Source organism: Methylobacter sp. (assembly GCF_023227905.1).
GTDB lineage: Bacteria > Pseudomonadota > Gammaproteobacteria > Methylococcales > Methylomonadaceae > Methylobacter_A.
In genome coordinates, this window is sequence record NZ_JALOCF010000029.1 from 16023 (window position 1) to 33091 (window position 17069).

The window sequence follows — 17069 nt, forward strand, 5'->3', positions numbered from 1 at the left end:
GCACCGATTGAAAATTGACCAGGGAGAATCTGTATAGCGTACTCTACAGCATTGGAATAGTCGACCAGACTGAGTTGTAATGGTCAACAAAAACTGGACACTTTCTTAAGCAGTCTTCTTATAGTGGAAAACGGCACCTAAATTTTTCCACTTTTATAACAAAAGAGCTCTTAAATTTTCCATCAACTCCCGCTATCATATTGATAGTATTGCATATGCTAATTTTTTAACTGGGAAATTCAACGCTGTTTGATGACAAATATTGAAAGCCATTTTCCACATTAAGACATTAAAGAGTTTAGCGTGAAAAAAACTCCCACAGAGCTAACTGCTTCGACTCTGTAGTATATATTCAAGTCCCTGAATGTTTTTTTTCGGTTGATAAAAATTATGTGAGAAGCAATGAGAAAATACAGATCCCAGGCATCTTCAAATCAACAAAGCAGCATAACTGGCTCCTGCAGTTACGTTGGCAGCATGATTGACACCACTTTCATGTTCTATGGCAACTGAAACAATCTTGCCTTCAGTAACTGCTGAATGGACTGTACTTATATGGGAACATCAAAGTTCCCGATTGAAGCTTATCGAACGTATTGTATCAAAATGTAGGGCAAGGCCTCTTTTGTTGGAAGGCATTACATCTATTGATAACCTGCAATTTTCTCCCTCTTGTTGTTTGGCTATCGTTGCACTAGAAACATGTCCAATAGAAGATACCCTTGGCTTGAATATTATTCGCCGCCTCAAAGAACACGGTTTTTTTGTGATCTCTCATGAGCAGGATGCTGATTCTTGGATCTTAAGTGAGCGTTGCCGAGCATTATTAGTTGGGGCCGCTTGTGTGCTCGACAGCGGCAAAACTGAATTTACTGAGGATTTGCAACGCACACTCATGGGGATGTTGGAGCGAAAAGAGCGCGAGCAGAAGGAAGAAAATAAAATCAGGAATCTCATGAATACTTTCAGCATTGCCGGGGAAAGCGAGGTTATGTTGTCCATCTTCCGGCAAGTTATTAAGATCAGTCCACTCAGCGATTTGCCCGTTCTAATTACAGGCGAATCGGGAACAGGAAAAGAACTCATTGCTCGTGCCGTTCATCGGCTAGATCCGAAACGTAGTAAGGGACCCTTCGTTGCTATCAACTGCGGAGCAATTAGTCCTAGCGTGGCTGAGAGTGAATTGTTCGGTCACAAGCGAGGAGCTTTCACAGGCGCCGATCGGGATCGGAGCGGACTCATTCGTTCTGCGCATGGTGGGGTACTTTTTCTCGATGAGATCGGCGAGTTAAAAGTAGATCTGCAGGCGAAGCTATTGCGAGTGCTTCAAGAAAAAAGTGTTCTGGGTGTAGGCGATGATCAGGAAACTTCTGTTGACTTTCGAATTATCGCCGCTACCAATCGTGATTTGGCATATGAAGTGGAACAAGGAGAGTTCCGTTTAGATTTATTTCATAGACTTAATGTGCTATCTATTTATTTATGTCCGCTAAGGGAAAGGACCGCCGATATAAAGCCGTTAGTCGAGTACTTTCTGACCAAATACCGGACTATTACAACCGCAGACATTCTTTCGGCGGATCGAGACTTTTTAGAGGCTATGGCCCGGTTGGAACTTCCAGGAAACGCAAGAGAATTAGAAAATCTGGTACGACGAGCATTAGTAAACAAACTGGATGGTAATCCACTTGGGCTATCCGATTTGCCTGCCGAGATTTTGCAACAGTTGTGTGAGCGGCATGAATGCCAAGCGAAGCCTGCGCTATGCTACGAGATCCAGAAGGCATTGAAATCCGGCCAGCCATCGCCTCTAGAACTTAATTCTCTTATCCAGTGGTTGGACTCGAACGGATGGGATCTTGCCCATGCTCTGGATTACTGTGAGCGTTTGATACTCGAAGCCGCATTGCATCAAGCGCATGGCAATCAGACAGAGACCGGTTGTCTTCTCGGAATTACGCCACGTAGTGTCTACAACAAGCTTAGAAAGCATCATCTCGGCCACTGATCCAATTTTTACTCAGAAGCTGTTTTGAGTGAGTTTCCCCACTGGACAGCCGTGTTTATCATTTTTACCATTGGTCGTGTAACGGTACCTGGAGATGTCTCCACGACTTGCTGCGATCAAGGTTGCAGCAAAAATTGGGCCGGCGCACACAGCCGACCTCCAGTTCGGTTGGATGATCAGAGCGTTAAAGGGGCGGCAACACTGAGCGTAAGTGACTACGATGCAAGGAAAAAATGGCAATTGACGCAAGCGCCACCTGTTGGTCGATACGCTGGGTCTACTGTTAGTCGTCAGGGTAACCGTTGCCAGTGTTCAAGACCGCGATGGAGTCCCGCTTGTTGCTATGAAACCTGCCTGGTAGTGATAAGAGGCTGCGGAAGATTTGGGTGGATGACTGCTATAGCAGGCGATTAGTGTAATGTGGCGCTGACTGTTTCAAGTTTTGCCTGGCTGTCGTATTACGTCCAAAACAAACGCGTGGCTTTGCTTTGCTGCCCTAGGCGCTGGATCGTCGAAAGAACATTCGCTTGATTAAACCAGTCGCGTTGTCTCAGTAAGACCTACAAACGACTGATTCGCATCGACGAAGCTTGGATTTACATCACCATGACTCGCATCATGTTGAATGGTTAGGCTTGACGCAATAATTTCCAAACAGCTTCTCAGAAAAAGTTTTCCGGAAAATGACTTCCCTCCCGGAAAGACCTTTCATTTTACGTTCGATTCTGGCGTGGCGCCTAAGAAGAAAACTACCCTAAAAAGCATTGTTTATCAGTAGCTTCCTGACGTGGATCGTTCTGTTCTGAACATGGCACATATCGTGCTCATTAAGATAATGAAGAAAGTGGAAAGCACTGTTCAAGAACAATGAGAACCTTAACAGATATGAAAAACCAGGTAGTGCATTTCAGGGTACATGATATCTACCTTCCGGCTATTCAAGAAATACTGAACGTGCTGCATGGAAATGACATTTTAGAAGGAAAAGTCGTTGATCTTACCGACAGTGGATTGCAGAAAAATGCTTTTGCTGTAGTGAAGGTGGAAGGAGTAAAGAATTTTGTCATTGTTCCGTTAGAAAGGGTTATCGATCTAGTAAGTGGTGATGAAACCTAGCATGTCGAACTATTTGAAGAGGGAATAAACGCTCATGTTTACTGCATTACGTGCAACTAGCCTAACACTAGCCAATAGTATCCGCGTTCGACTGGCGTCCGATCCAATCTTGGCGCTTTTATTCAATCCAGCAAGTGCCGGAAACATGGTTGTCTCGTTGAATACACCTAAGGAGTTGACAGAAAGAAATATAGAAGGCGTCTCTGTATGGTTATACAGAGTTATCAGAGATGCAGAACGTTTAAATACACCCCCTATGCGGCGCGATTTTAACCAAATTGAGAGTACACCATTGCCAGTGTGTCTTCATTATCTGATAACACCCATTGTTAACACGACAAACGCAGTGGTGGATCCTGGAACAGAACAAGTGATTCTTGGAAAGATCCTGCAGATATTTCATGACCATCCCACTCTCCGAGGCTCAGATCTTCAAGACGATTTCGAAGGAACTGAAGTCGAATTAAACGTTTGTCTGGAGTCATTGAACCTGGAAGAGATTACAAGAGTTTGGGATGCCCTGGAAGGCTCTTATCAATTATCCGTTTCTTACGAGGTAGGCGTTGTTAATGTAGATTCGGCAATGGAGCCGGAAAGGGTCAGTCCGGTGATCGTTGTCATGCCGGAGTCTGGAGTCATTGTTTCATCAACACCATAATTGGGATAGAGAAGATGACACGCCGAGTCGAAACAGTAAATAGTAAAGTATCTGTCTTTTCCCCTGACGATCCTCAACCTCTAGGTCAACGTTTCTGGGCAGTTGTCCGCGCAAAGGTTATCGATGAACTGACAGGCCAACCGCCTCTCAGCGCAATCACTATCGAATCCGATGCCCTCCATTTGGTTCCGCGCGTGGCAAGTGATGGTTTAGTAGGACTGGTCGGCATCCCTCAACAGGTTTTCCCAGCTCTGGTTTCGCAAAAATACGACTTAATGTTGAAGGTGAAGGCACAAGGCTACATACCCGGTAAAACATCGTTTTCTATATTGCAAGATACCAATTTCCCAGGCAATTTTACGCCGCCTCAGCCAGCAGATGTGGCCCTTCATAGGGAACCCACCGTAATTGCGGGGAGAGTGGTTAGGGCAAGTGGGAATACTACAAAACCGCTTTCCGGGGCGGTCGTTAGAGTTACCGGAATCTGGAGAAAGCCTCCACCTGCCAATCTGGTTATTGCATCTAGCCCGCCTAATTTAGTTTCCCTGCATCCACGGCTTTACTCCGGCCGAGGCGGCGCTATTGCGGGGCAGCTTGAACTTCGAAACTTGCAGCCAATCTTGGGCGACGATAAGTTCCTGTTGGATGATGTGTCCGAGGACGCCAATCCCATTCGACTGTCGAATCGACAGAACTTGAACCTTGGCAACATCTTATTGATCGATTCCGATAAACCGGATATCGCGGAATACATAGCGATCAAAACGATCGCTGGAGCCGGCACGTTGACTCAGCCGGCCGTTATTATGCTGGATCACCCTTTGCTGCATGCGCACCGAAAAAATGCACGGATTCAGAAAGTCAATCCACAATCCTTAGGGCCTCAAAAACAGTTCACTCAAGAAGCCCTTGCGGACGATACCTGCGTATTTTTGAACAATGTGACCGGCCTTACAACGGGGAATCAAGTCAAGATTTTAGGTGGGCCTAACACCGCTGAATATCATCGGGTGAGCCTATTTTCGACGATTAGCGATGCAGAGGGATATTATCGGCTACCACCGCTGAGTCGTGTCGCTCAGTTGAAGATCCGTGCACAACACGGATCGTTGACGCCAGTTCAGATGGAGTTTCGTCCCGATTATACCCTTCATGAAAATCGACTGGATTTTATATTACGATGAATCACGAGTTGCTTAAAATCTACAATGGAGAGCCGCTATGCCTGAGTATCTAGCCCCAGGAGTTTACGTCGAGGAAATCGATACCGGTAGCAAACCGATTGAGGGAGTAAGCACCAGCACGGCAGGGATGATTGGTGTTACGGAAAGAGGGCCAGTTAATGTTCCAATCCTCATTACCAGTTACGGCGAGTACCGACGCTGGTTCGGTGAAAGGCTCAACAAAGATCTATATGGAGAGCACCGTTTTCTGCCGTACGCCGTCGAAGGTTTTTTCACCAACGGCGGCAAGCGATCGTATATCACGCGCGTACTCTCTACAAATGCAGCGTCCTTGGCTCGCACATTGCTATTCATGCAGGAGGAAGGCGTGCCTACCGCCACTCTGCTGACCCGAGCCCCCAGTTTCGCGAACGATGTGCTGTTTGTTTGGGCTGGCGCAGTGGGGACGATCGTTGCGAAAGATTGGGTGCGCATCGGCACTGGTTCGGACGCCGAGTATAGCCAAGCAGTGGCGCCGCCCACTGTTTCAACTACCAGCATAGTGACCGGCCTTCCCTTGTGGCGCTCCCATCAGGTGGTGGCGAATAACGTCGAGAACTACAATACTCTGCCTACCGTCGCCGTGACACGTACGTTAGTTGGCGGACATAATGCCAGCGCGACTTCCTTGACTATCACGGGAGCTAGCGGTGCTGTCGTCGTTCCTGATCGCTTGATTCAAATTGGCAAAGCCGGACTATCATTTACTAACGAGGAGCTAATTTACATCCGTAGTGCTGTCGACTTAGGTGATGGAAACTGGCGAGTGGAACTCGACACATCTTTGCAACTCGATCATGCCGACGGCGAAGAGGTTCGTGTGCTTAATGCGCTTCCATCACCGCCTTCAAGCGTTACGCAACTGACGAGAGACGCAGTCGGTGGCGATACAACTCTGGTAGTCACTGCCAACTCCACCTTCGCCCCTAAGGAATTCGTCAGAGTCGTCGAGGGTACGCGGGGCGAATTCCGCCGAGTCGGCGCTGTCCATGCCATCGCCTTCGGAGTATCTCTCGTTTATGAAGCACGCGGCGGCGCCTACGTCGAGCATGTGACGCGAGCTGATAGCGGCGTCATTAGTGTCAAGATCCTCGATGCATTGGTCAATGCAGGTGCTATGGCGCTGCTAGTCGACAATCGCCAAGGACTATCAATCGGTCAAGTGCTGCGGGTCGGCGCACCTAATGATCCCGATGTGGAATACGTCGTCATTCGCGATCTGCCCAACAGATCGGGCACCAGTCCCGATCCGGGACGCATTGTATTGGAAACGCCCCTCGCCCACGCTCATGGTGGTGCATCGATCGCCTCGCGCCAAATCATTGCCGTTCAGGTTATTACCACGCAGGCTGAAGCCGCTACTATCATCCACGAGTTGAACACATCGGCGACGAGTGGTTTGATCACTGCGTCGTTATTGACGGTAGCACCGACAATCAACGACTTGATTCGCATCATTGTGCCGGGAACTGTGCCAGTCTATCTACGCTTAGTTGCACATAAAGCACTCACTGTACAGCAGTTGAAACTGACTGCCCCACTACTGCAACCGCACGCCGCGCCCCAGCCCGTCGTCGAGCGGCATGAACTCATGATGGTGTTCGCCCTCGATCCGGGCGTTTGGGGCAACCGCTTACGCATAGCCACACGCCGCGAAACAACGCCTTTGGTACGCAGCCGGATCCGTAATGATCCATCGGGCATTCAAGACCCGATCCATATCCGCCTGGACTCGGCCGCTGGCGTTGAAATTGGCACCATTCTGAGTCTCACGGACGGCCAGGGCACTCCCATCGACATGCCTTTTAAGGTGGATTCGATTGACCGGCAGAATGGGTATTTATTGACTCTGAATACTGCACTTCCCGCAGTAGCAGCCTTAGGTATGGCCGTCGTCTCAATCGAGTTTTCCCTGAGCGTGTTCCTGTTGCGCCAGCTCGATCCCGCCCAACCCAGTCGTAACAACCAGATTCTAGACGCCGAGACCTTCCGTAATCTATCACTGGATGACCGGCACAGCCGTTACGTCCATCACGTGATCGGCACAACATGGGTATCCGGCGCATCAGACGACAAGGATGGTCGTCCGCTGCGGCTGTCTGACCGCCGCTCCGAGGGAGAGTCAGTTTATGTTCGAGTTAGGGACCGTGCCCAAGATCTGGTAGAACCGAACCGCACCAATATCTTGCACAGCATCCGTCTCGGGCCGGAGTTTCTGGTGGATTTGGTGAACGGACGGCAGGAATCTGCCCGACGCGTGCTAATCGATGGCGACGATCAGATTGGCACACTCATCGAGAATGACTATATCGGGCAGGATGATCCCAACCCGGAAAACCGCACTGGTCTACACAGCCTACGGAATATTGAAGAGATCAGTATCGTTGCCTGTCCGGGCCAAACAAGCCTGCAAATTCAGAATGGGCTGATTAACCATTGCGAACTGATGCGCTACCGTTTCGCAGTACTAGATGCTCAACGGCCTCCAAACGATACACTTGCCGATGTGCAGAATCAGCGGCAACAGTTCGATACCAAGTACGCTGCCTTGTATCATCCCTGGCTACTGATTCCCGACCCTTATCCGACCAACTTGGCCCATATCGCGGATTATCCGATTCCGCCGAGCGGCCATATGCTTGGCATCTACGCCCGTACCGACATCGAACGCGGCGTTCACAAGGCGCCGGCTAATGAAGTGGTGCGAGGGATTTTGGGGTTACAGCGTCTGCTGAATAAAGAGCAGCACGATATCCTTAACCCATATCCTGTCAATATCAACGTTATTCGCGACTTCCGTAACAACAACCGGGGAATACGGGTCTATGGTGGGCGCGTCATCACCAGCGACTCGGATTGGAAGTATGTCAATGTCCGCCGTCTGCTGATCTTTATTGAAAGCTCCATTGATAAGGGATTGCAGTGGGTTGTCTTCGAACCCAATGCAGAACCTTTGTGGGCTCGAGTGCGCCGTTCCATCTCCAATTTCTTGACTTTGGTTTGGCGTAACGGCGGACTTGAAGGCACAAAGGTGGAGGAAGCATATTTTGTGAAGTGTGATCGCACTACGATGACGCAGACGGATATCGATAGCGGCAGGTTGATCGTAGTGATTGGGGTGGCTCCGGTAAAACCCGCGGAATATGTCATCGTCCGCATTGGCCTTTGGACCGCGCATGCGGATGATTGATGGATAAGGTTATTGGAGGTAAAGAACATGGCAACGGGTGAACGTAGAGATCCTTACCGCGCATTTAACTTTCAACTCGAGATAGATAATGTTCCGCTCGGCGCCTTCAGCGAATGCAGCGGACTGACTGCCGAAGGGGATGCTGTCGACTACCGCGAAGGAACTGATCGCCAGCCCAATGTGCGCAAGTTAGTCGGGTTGCGAAAGTATACGAATATCACCCTAAAGCGCGGCTATACTCAAGATAAGTCGTTGTGGGCGTGGTATACCAATATCTTCAATGGCATACCCGACCGACGCAACGTCACCATTGTGCTTATGAACGAGCAACGCCAGCCGGTGCTGCGCTGGCATGCAGAAAACGCTTGGGTCAACAAGATTGAAGGTCCAAGTTTCAAGGCGAGCGGCAATGAAGTAGCGATGGAGTCAGTGGAACTTGTCCATGAAGGGCTAACGATAGAGACTTCCTAACAAGAGGGACAAACTGTGCCAACATATCAAACACCCGGTGTCTACTATGAGCGAGTCGATGCAAATGCCCTAGGCATCGCCGCGATCCGCACGGATATCACCGGCTTTGTCGGAATAGCTCAGCGTGGGCCACTGCATATACCTGTGCCTGTAAAATCCTGGCGTCAGTTTCAATCCTATTTCGGAAGTTTCACTGGGGCAGGCTATTTGTCTTATGCGGTGCGAGGCTTTTTTGAAAATGGTGGTAAGCGTTGTTGGGTAGTCCGCATAGCCTCCGATATCGCTGCAACCGCGACGATGACGTTGCAAGACTTTAACCATCAGGATATCTGGCGTATTGAAGCTTTCAGTCCTGGTGTTTGGGGAAATGACCTGGAGGTTCTGGTTCGAGAGACTCATCGCGCACAAACACTGACAGATCCAGGAACCAGTGTGCCGGAATACTCCATTGTTGCTTCGACTACCGGGTTTGTACGAGGAACCCACGTTCGCCTGACACAGGGCACGAAAACATCCTGGAAAATTGTTTCCGATGTCGATGCCGGAGAGAAAAACTTGGCGGGTGAAAAACGCCTAATCTGGATTCATAAGAAGCCGGAGATGCGGCGCCACTACTGGGATGATAAAAACTCAAAGATGCAGGGATATTATGACGATACGCCTCTGACTGGTTTCGTTGCGAATCTGCCCATTCTTGTCGAAAGTGTAGAGTACACATTGCTGGTGCGGGAGCGAGGCCGTCTTATTCGAGTTTATGAGGATCTTTCTCTCGTCCCGGACCATGAACGATACGGCCCCCGAGTGCTCGAAAAGCTTGAAGTGCCAAAGGAAATGGATATTATGAAGACGCTTCCGATCGCGCCTGAGCCCATTGTCATCAAGGAGATGCGCGATCCGGAGGAGAAGCCATTGGATTGGCTGGCTCCCTTGGCAGTAACTCCGGATTTGACAATACCACTTGAAGGTGGAACCGATGGTCTGGCGCTGTTAAGCATTTATGACTTCATTGGCGAGGAAGTTTCTCCGCGGGACAGCGATGTGCTGAAACAACAGAAACAGCGAGGATTACGAACTCTGGAAGATATTGATGAAGTAGCGATTGTCGCGGCGCCGGACATTCATATACAACCCTTGGCGATTCCGCCGAAATCACCTCTGCCTCCCTGTGTCCCCGATTCCTGTCTGCCATCAGGCCCTCTTCCGCCAGCGATTCCCAGAAAACCCTCGGTAGGCGACCTGCCACCCGTATTTACTGAACAAGAGATATTTTGGGTGCAATCGGCCTTGATCCAGCAATGTGAAAAACGCCGAGATCGCATTGCCTTATTGGATCCACCTTTTGCCGCGGCGCATGACGATGTGCTGGGGGTCGGGGCAGTGCGCGCCTGGCGCAGTCGATTCGATTCAAAGTACGCCGCTTTTTATTATCCCTGGCTGCGGGTAGTGGATCCTTTGCGCTCCAGCGCAGCGCTAATGCGCGATATTCCTCCCAGCGGACATGTGGCTGGACAGTATGCGCAAACTGACTTCCAGTTTGGTGTTCATAAGGCTCCAGCTAATGCCCCGCTGGTATGGACACAGGATGTGACTGTCGTGGTTGGAGATGCAGTCCACGGTATCCTCAACCCAGCAGGTATCAACGTTATTCGTCCATTGGCAGGTCGTGGCATTCGTATCTTTGGAGCACGTACTATGAGCAGCGATCAAGACTGGCGTTTCGTCAATGTCCGTCGTCTATTGATGATGATTGAAAAAGCTATTTACGTTTCGACACAGTGGGCTGTGTTTGAACCCAACAATACCTTTACCCGCGCCAAGCTGCATCTCTCCCTCACAAGCTTTCTGCTGTCTTTATGGCAGAAAGGCGCGCTCATGGGTGACGTGGCGAATGATGCGTTCTACGTCAAATGCGATGAGGCAAACAATCCAGAAACCGAACGCAGCAATGGTAGGCTCCTGGCTGAGGTCGGTGTGGCGCCTTCTCAGCCATTTGAGTTTGTCATTATAAGGGTCGGACGAACCCATAACGAATTTGAAATTACTGAAGTAACACGCAACATATCAGGAGGAATGTTCTGATGGCTATCCTCAGCAAAACCGCAGTCCGTGCCGATCCCGTACTGAACCACAATTTCGTCATCAGCCTCATCGACAGCAGCAGCGCTCTGGCAACCACTGGTTCCGCCGCACTGTCAGCCATTCTTGATGTCGCGGCGGGTGGTTTCAGCGAATGCAGCGGGTTGGAGATGTCGTTGAAGGTTGAGGATTATCGGGAAGGCGGCCGCAATAGCACAGTTCTGAAGTTTCCTACACGCGTGGAATGGTCAAATATCACATTGAAGAAAGGCATCGGCTCGGGAACCGAACTCTGGGACTGGCACTACGGCTTTGTAGAAGGCAGAGGGAGGCGACGTGACGGCATTATCGCACTGCTGACCGACCTACGGGTGCCGAACAACATCTGGTACTTCCGGCGCGGGCTACCGGCTAAATACACAGGACCCTCCCTCAATTCCACTCAGAACAACGTGGCGATAGAATCCATCGAGATTGTTCATGAGGGAATCTATCAGCTCTCCGCCGTGGGCTTGAGTGCGGCAACAGCCAGTGCTGTCTCAGGATTGGTGACTTGATATGGAAGTCGAGATCAGCAACGTTGTCAGTACGATACGCACAGTGGATGGCGATTCACTGCTAGCACCCCAAACCCTGGAGAAAATCGTGCGCGCTGTTCTTCAGGCGGTCAACGAGCAGGAAGAACACCATAAGCGGGCCAAGGCGGAACGACGCATTACCGGCGGCGTAAGTCATGAACGAGACGAGGAGGATCGATAGTGGAACAATTGCAAAAAGCGACTCTGGTGGCTATTTATCACGATGCTCCAATGGAATTCTTCGAGGTTCAGTTTAACCCGACCGAGTTTTCACTGGATAAAGGCGTGCAAATTGCAGAAATCGCGATTCCCGGTCTCGACTCACCGCTGCTCCAATTCGTACGCGGCCAAAATGAAAAGATGACCGTGGACCTTTTTTTCGATACCACTGAATCCGGGATGGGGCCTGGGGCGACCAGTGTGACGACCCTAACCGATCGCGTATATAGGCTGGTCAAAATAGAACCGGCCCGACATGCACCACCCATATGCAGCTTTCTGTGGAACAGAAGTTTTCCCGGTGCGGACATCTTTCCCCGCGCAGGAAACCAGCGGCGCACTGAATTTCAATGCGTGGTCGAGAGCATCAAGCAGAAATTCACTCTGTTCAGTCCCGAGGGGGTGCCGCTGCGGGCGACCTTGTCACTCACCCTGCGGGAATACAAGACTTTGGACGAACAGCTGCGTCAGTTGAATCTCAGCTCCCCAGATCGCAGCCACAGCCATGTCATGCAGCAGGGCGAAACACTCTCCGCCCTCGCCGGAAGGTACTACCGCAAGCCGGAAGCGTGGCGTCCCATCGCCGAAGCCAATAATATCGAGGATCCACGTCGGCTTGCCACGGGGACTTTTCTCACCATACCGCCAATTGTGTAGGAGATATGAAATGCCCGCCATCACCCTCAGCGAAGAATCCATTCGACAATCGGGTTTCTATGTCCCGCAGTTTGAGGTCAAGATCGAAGGGGCCAATCTCCCACGCAACATCCTGCGTGATGTGACGCAGTTGACTTACACAGACAACATCAAAGAGATTGATAGTTTTCAACTGACGGTCAACAACTGGGACTCAGCCACCGAGGATTTCAAATATATAGGCTCCGAAACTGCCGAACGTCTGGCTCGGAAATCCGGTGACGATCGACGACTGCGACTTTTTGAACCGTGCAATAAAGAGGTCGAAGTCTGGATGGGGTACTTGGGTAATCTACGTTTGATGTTGAAAGGGACTTTTACAACCATGGCACCCAATTTTCTAGCCAGCGGTGCTCCTACACTTACGGTGGGTGGTCTCAACGTGCTGCATCAATTGCGGCGCAAACAATACAGCACAACCTGGAGTGACAAACGCGATAGTGAGATTGCCAAGAACATCGCTACTTTGGTAGATAAAGAGCTTGGGGGCAAGCGCTTCCTCGATAAGCAACGCAATCCGTTACCCATTGTGATCAATACAAACGCGCTGGCCAAAGAGCCACAGTTGCCTTATGTGTCCCAAAAAAACCAGTATGACATTGACTTTTTGCTCACCCGCGCCCTCCGTCTGGGTTATGTAATCTTTGTCCGGGAAGGAAATCCGAATGCAGGCACCCCCGATGAGCGTAAACGGCATCTTTATTTCGGCCCTTCTGATGGAGCTATTCCTGAGCAGCGCGACGTAACTTTCAAACTGAAATGGGGCATTTCACTGATCGACTTCAAACCGACCTTGACGACGGCGAATCAAGTCAGGTCTGTAACTGTTAGAGGCTGGGATCGCGTCAAAAAAAAGGAGATTTCGGTTAGGGCCTCCCTTGACGACAAAGAGTTTAACTTGAATCATGACTTGCACGAATTGTTGAAGACATGCGATCCACGCGAGGAAATCGTCGTCGATAAACCGGTGTATTCGGAAAAAGAGGCGAAGGCGGTGGCTCAGGCCATATTGAAAGACCGGCACAAGGAGATGGTCAAGGCTAGTGGTACTTGTGTCGGCCTTCCCGATTTGAGGGCAGGCCGAAAAGTGATTATTGAAGGTCTGGGTTCCCGCTTTAGCGGAACCTATTTCATTACCGGATCGACTCACAGCATTAACGACAGCGGCTATATCACCAAATTTGACGCCCGTCGTGAACAGATAGGACTATTGGAAGGAATCGTATGAAACAGTGCAACGGTGTAGTCATAGGTATTGTAAAGGAAATAGACCCAACGCTTGGGTGCATCAAAGTTGATTTTCCATGGATGATTCCTCCCCAGCGCAGCCACTGGGCTCCTATCGCCTCTTTGATGGGTGGCAAGAAACGTGGTGCTTTTTTTATGCCAGAAATTGATGATGAGGCGTTGCTTGCCTTTGAACAAGGGGATTTCGATCATCCCTATGTGGTGGGTTTTCTTTGGAATGGAGTGGACGATCCCCCAACGACTGATCCTCATAGACGAGTGATTCACTCAGTGAACGGGCATGAGGTGGAAATCTATGATCCGGATATCAGTGGAGGAGATAAGGGATATATCCGACTTAAGGACGCCCACGGCAATCTGATCGAATTAGCCAATGCCAGGATTACGATCCAGAGCGTTGCGATGATCAACATTCAGGCGCCTAGCGTCATTATCAACGGACGGCCAGTAGCGCCCGTCGGACCACCAATTTAAGAGGAGCAGTCATGGCTTGCGTTGAATTACCAAAGATTCCAGAAATACCCAGTATCCAGCTTCTGGGCGGTGCTGAACTAAAAGGTTTTTTGGATTTCTCACTGGGTCCGCCCAATGACTGCAGGATTACATTCAATCTCTTATTGCAGCTTGCCCCCCTTCTGGCAAGCATGACTTGTTTGTTCAAGATACTAAACGTCATTATGAAACTCGAGGAGTTTGTTACCGCCGCAAAGCCGCCGTTCACCAAATTGCCCGACACTATACCCGGGGTTTTAGGTGCGATTGCTGATCTCAAGGGCTGCATTCCTCCGCTTCAAATCCCACAGCTCGTCATCATGATCAAAGGGATATTACAGTTGGTGATCAACTTCCTAAGCTGTTTCCTAGGACAGCTTGAGGGCCTCATCGAATTTCAGGCGAGAATCGACCTCAAGGCAGCCGAGGGCAACCCGGTATTGCTTGACGAACTTATCTGTGCCCAGAGGAACGCGAAAAACTCGATGGATAACTTGATGTTGTCACTGCAGCCGCTCGATCCGATTTTTAAAACTGTCACAATGGTCGGCGGCATTGCCGGGATAACACTGGAGCTGCCGGATATGTCCTCTTTTTCAACAGGGAAAGACCAGTTACAGGTCATCGCTGATCTTAAGCGTGCAGTCGATGATCTGAAAAAGGTTATCAACAACTTGCCTAGCTGATTCAACAGGAGAATGTATGATGACAAATCAACGCGACTTCCTCGGAATAGGTTGGAAGTTTCCACTGCAAGTGACGCCAGGCGGAAAGATCGCACAGGCCAAATACGAGCAGCGTATCGAGGAATCCATATACCTGATCTTGAGTACAGCCAAGGGCGAGCGGGTGATGTTGCCAGACTTTGGATGCGGAATTCACGATCTGGTTTTTGCACCTAACAATGCGGGAACGGTCGCGATGGTGACGCAAACCGTACGTAAGGCTCTAGTCGCCTACGAACCTCGCATCGACGTGCTGGACATTAATGCAGAGATAGCGCCAGAACAGCTCAATCTTCTGCTGATCCGGATCAACTATCAGATTCGCTCCAACAATGCGCTGGGCAATCTGGTATATCCATTTTATATCCGCGAGGGGACCTGACTATGTCGTTGGACGATCATATCCCGAAAATAGACGATCGCCGTTATGACGATATCATCGCCGAGGTACGTACGCGCATTGCCCGCTATACCCCGGAGTGGACGCCTGTCTGGACCGACCTCAACGACAGCGATCCTGGCATCACCCTGGCCCAGCTTTTCGCTTGGCAGACTGACATGCTGCTTTATCGCATGGGTAAGGTTCCGGAGCTGAATTATCTGAAGTTTCTGCAATTACTCGGCATCGAGTTAAAGTCCGCTGAACCTGCACTGACCGAAATCACTTTCATGGTCAAAGAAGACCATCCTGCCCCGTATGTTATTGTCCCTTCTCGCACTCAAGCCAGTGCAGAATCCCCGGACGATGGCCCACCATTGATTTTTGAAACGGATCGGGCGCTGTTTGCACTGAGAGCAAAGCTGACTTCGGTACAAGCGTTCGACGGCTATACCTTCACTGATTTGAGCGAGGAAAACGATAAAGCAGTTAACTCCTATCAACCGTTCGGTTCCTTGGCCAAAGATGGCGCAGCGTTTTACCTGGGCTTTTTTCTTAAAGAAAAGACGGAAGCTTTTCCTCAGGTTGAGCTTGATCTGACTTTGTGGATCTCCCAACAAGAAGGGCAGGCCGCACCGTTGAAATGCGGTCTGCCGGATACTCCGGTTTACGGTCCGGCTCGTCTCCGTTGGCAATACTGGAATGGCACTGAATGGCTATGCCTCAAGTTTCTGAAGGATGAGACCAACGCTTTCACCCGTTCAGGTCATATCTTGCTTAAAACGCCAGCCAAAGATGCCATGAAAAGGGCCGTGATCGGCGAGGTCAAGGAGGAACGATACTGGGTTCGGGCTCTTATTGAGCATAGCCAGTATGAGCGACCTCCTAAGCTATTGGCGATTAGAACCAATACCGTGGCTGCACGCCAGGCGGAGACTATCCTTGATGAGGTGTTGGGTGGCAGCAGTGGGCGGCGAAACCAGGTTTTCCGTCTTGCTAGTGCTCCAGTTCTGGCTGACAGTCTGCATCTGGAGGTAGATGAGGGTGATGATTACCAAGTCTGGGACCAGGTCGACGATTTTTTTGCTTCATCTCCGGATGAACCACATTTCATCCTCAACAGGGCTACCGGCGAAGTCCGCTACGGCGATGGGCTGAACGGGCGTATCCCAGTAGCAAACCCCAACAATCCGGATGCCAACATTGTTGCCCGCATTTACCGGATCGGCGGCGGTAAGCGCGGCAACGTACCGGCGCAGGCCATCAATACACTCGTTACCTCGATCGATGGCCTTGACGATAACGGCGTTGGTAATTTGCTGGCAGCTCACTGCGGGCGTGACGAGGAAACTTTAACCGAAGCGAAAAAGCGCGCTCCGCGGATGATCAAGAGCCGCTGTCGTGCAGTGACTGCCGAAGATTACGAATACCTCGCGATGCAGGCCGCGAATATCAAGCGAGCCAAAGCGCTGCCTCTGTTTCATCCTAATTTTCCAGGAGTCAAAGTGCCGGGTGTTGTGACTGTCATTGTCGTGCCGGATGCCGATGTACCCAACCCAATGCCAAGCGAAGGCACATTGCATACCGTCTGCGCTTACCTCGAGCAACGCCGTCTGCTGACGACCGAACTTTATGTCATCAAGCCAACTTATCAGCAGGTAGAGGTCCAGGGCGAAGTTATCGTGAATGGAAACGCCGATCTCGCAGAAGTCGATGAGCTTATTGAAAAAACGTTGCTGGATTACTTCCATCCGCTGAAAGGCGGCGAAGATGGCCTAGGCTGGCCGTTTGGCGGCACGATCTTTTATTCGCGTGTATACCAGCGCGTATTCACTGTGGCCGGTGTTCAAAGCATCCAGCGACTCGTAATCGTACTCGATGGCGAACAGCAGGAGGAATGCCGGGATATACCTATTCAGGAAGATGCGCTGGTGTATTCCACGCAGCACAATATACAAGTGCAGTACAGCTTTGACGAGTGAGGCAGAAA

The 17069-nt window shown here is 50.4% G+C and carries 14 protein-coding genes; all 14 read left to right on the plus strand.

Annotation, left to right across the window (positions count from 1 at the left end; translation table 11 throughout):
• The first annotated feature begins 502 nt into the window (after positions 1–502).
• The 14 genes from M0R47_RS12580 (at position 503) to M0R47_RS12645 (ending at position 17061) form a co-directional block, all read left to right on the plus strand.
• Positions 503–2008: a sigma-54 dependent transcriptional regulator gene (locus M0R47_RS12580; RefSeq protein WP_292555264.1), complete on the plus strand. Its 1506-nt coding sequence runs from the start codon at positions 503–505 to the stop codon at positions 2006–2008.
• A gap of 885 nt (positions 2009–2893) precedes the next feature.
• Positions 2894–3124, plus strand: coding sequence for a hypothetical protein (locus M0R47_RS12585; protein ID WP_292555266.1), 231 nt, complete (start codon positions 2894–2896; stop codon positions 3122–3124).
• 34 nt (positions 3125–3158) lie between these two features.
• Positions 3159–3782 carry a DUF4255 domain-containing protein gene (locus M0R47_RS12590; protein WP_292555269.1) on the plus strand — a complete coding sequence of 208 codons (624 nt, stop codon included), beginning with the start codon at positions 3159–3161 and terminating at the stop codon, positions 3780–3782.
• Positions 3783–3796: 14 nt separating this feature from the next.
• On the plus strand, positions 3797–4966 hold the full coding sequence (locus M0R47_RS12595) for a hypothetical protein (protein WP_292555271.1): 1170 nt from the start codon (positions 3797–3799) through the stop codon (positions 4964–4966).
• A gap of 37 nt (positions 4967–5003) precedes the next feature.
• Positions 5004–8195 carry a phage tail sheath C-terminal domain-containing protein gene (locus tag M0R47_RS12600; RefSeq protein WP_292555274.1) on the plus strand — a complete coding sequence of 1064 codons (3192 nt, stop codon included), beginning with the start codon at positions 5004–5006 and terminating at the stop codon, positions 8193–8195.
• A 27-nt stretch (positions 8196–8222) separates the two neighbouring features.
• Positions 8223–8666: a phage tail protein gene (locus M0R47_RS12605; RefSeq protein WP_292555277.1), complete on the plus strand. Its 444-nt coding sequence runs from the start codon at positions 8223–8225 to the stop codon at positions 8664–8666.
• A gap of 15 nt (positions 8667–8681) precedes the next feature.
• The gene (locus tag M0R47_RS12610; protein WP_292555280.1) at positions 8682–10745 is read left to right on the plus strand and encodes a phage tail sheath C-terminal domain-containing protein; all 2064 of its coding nucleotides are present in this window, start codon (positions 8682–8684) and stop codon (positions 10743–10745) included.
• Complete coding sequence (locus M0R47_RS12615; protein ID WP_292555282.1) at positions 10745–11299, plus strand: phage tail protein; 555 nt, start codon at positions 10745–10747, stop codon at positions 11297–11299. Before M0R47_RS12610 ends, M0R47_RS12615 begins: the two co-directional genes overlap by 1 nt.
• A gap of 201 nt (positions 11300–11500) precedes the next feature.
• Positions 11501–12196, plus strand: coding sequence for a LysM peptidoglycan-binding domain-containing protein (locus tag M0R47_RS12620; protein WP_292555285.1), 696 nt, complete (start codon positions 11501–11503; stop codon positions 12194–12196).
• Positions 12197–12206: 10 nt separating this feature from the next.
• Positions 12207–13463 carry a hypothetical protein gene (locus M0R47_RS12625; protein WP_292555288.1) on the plus strand — a complete coding sequence of 419 codons (1257 nt, stop codon included), beginning with the start codon at positions 12207–12209 and terminating at the stop codon, positions 13461–13463.
• Positions 13460–13957, plus strand: coding sequence for a phage baseplate assembly protein V (locus tag M0R47_RS12630; RefSeq protein WP_292555291.1), 498 nt, complete (start codon positions 13460–13462; stop codon positions 13955–13957). The genes M0R47_RS12625 and M0R47_RS12630 overlap by 4 nt, the downstream gene beginning before the upstream one ends.
• An 11-nt stretch (positions 13958–13968) precedes the next feature.
• Positions 13969–14661 (plus strand): hypothetical protein, encoded by a 693-nt coding sequence (locus M0R47_RS12635; RefSeq protein WP_292555292.1) that lies wholly within the window; start codon positions 13969–13971, stop codon positions 14659–14661.
• A gap of 16 nt (positions 14662–14677) precedes the next feature.
• The gene (locus M0R47_RS12640; RefSeq protein ID WP_292555296.1) at positions 14678–15082 is read left to right on the plus strand and encodes a GPW/gp25 family protein; all 405 of its coding nucleotides are present in this window, start codon (positions 14678–14680) and stop codon (positions 15080–15082) included.
• Between the two features lie 2 nt (positions 15083–15084).
• Positions 15085–17061: a putative baseplate assembly protein gene (locus M0R47_RS12645; protein ID WP_292555299.1), complete on the plus strand. Its 1977-nt coding sequence runs from the start codon at positions 15085–15087 to the stop codon at positions 17059–17061.
• Positions 17062–17069 lie beyond the last annotated feature (8 nt).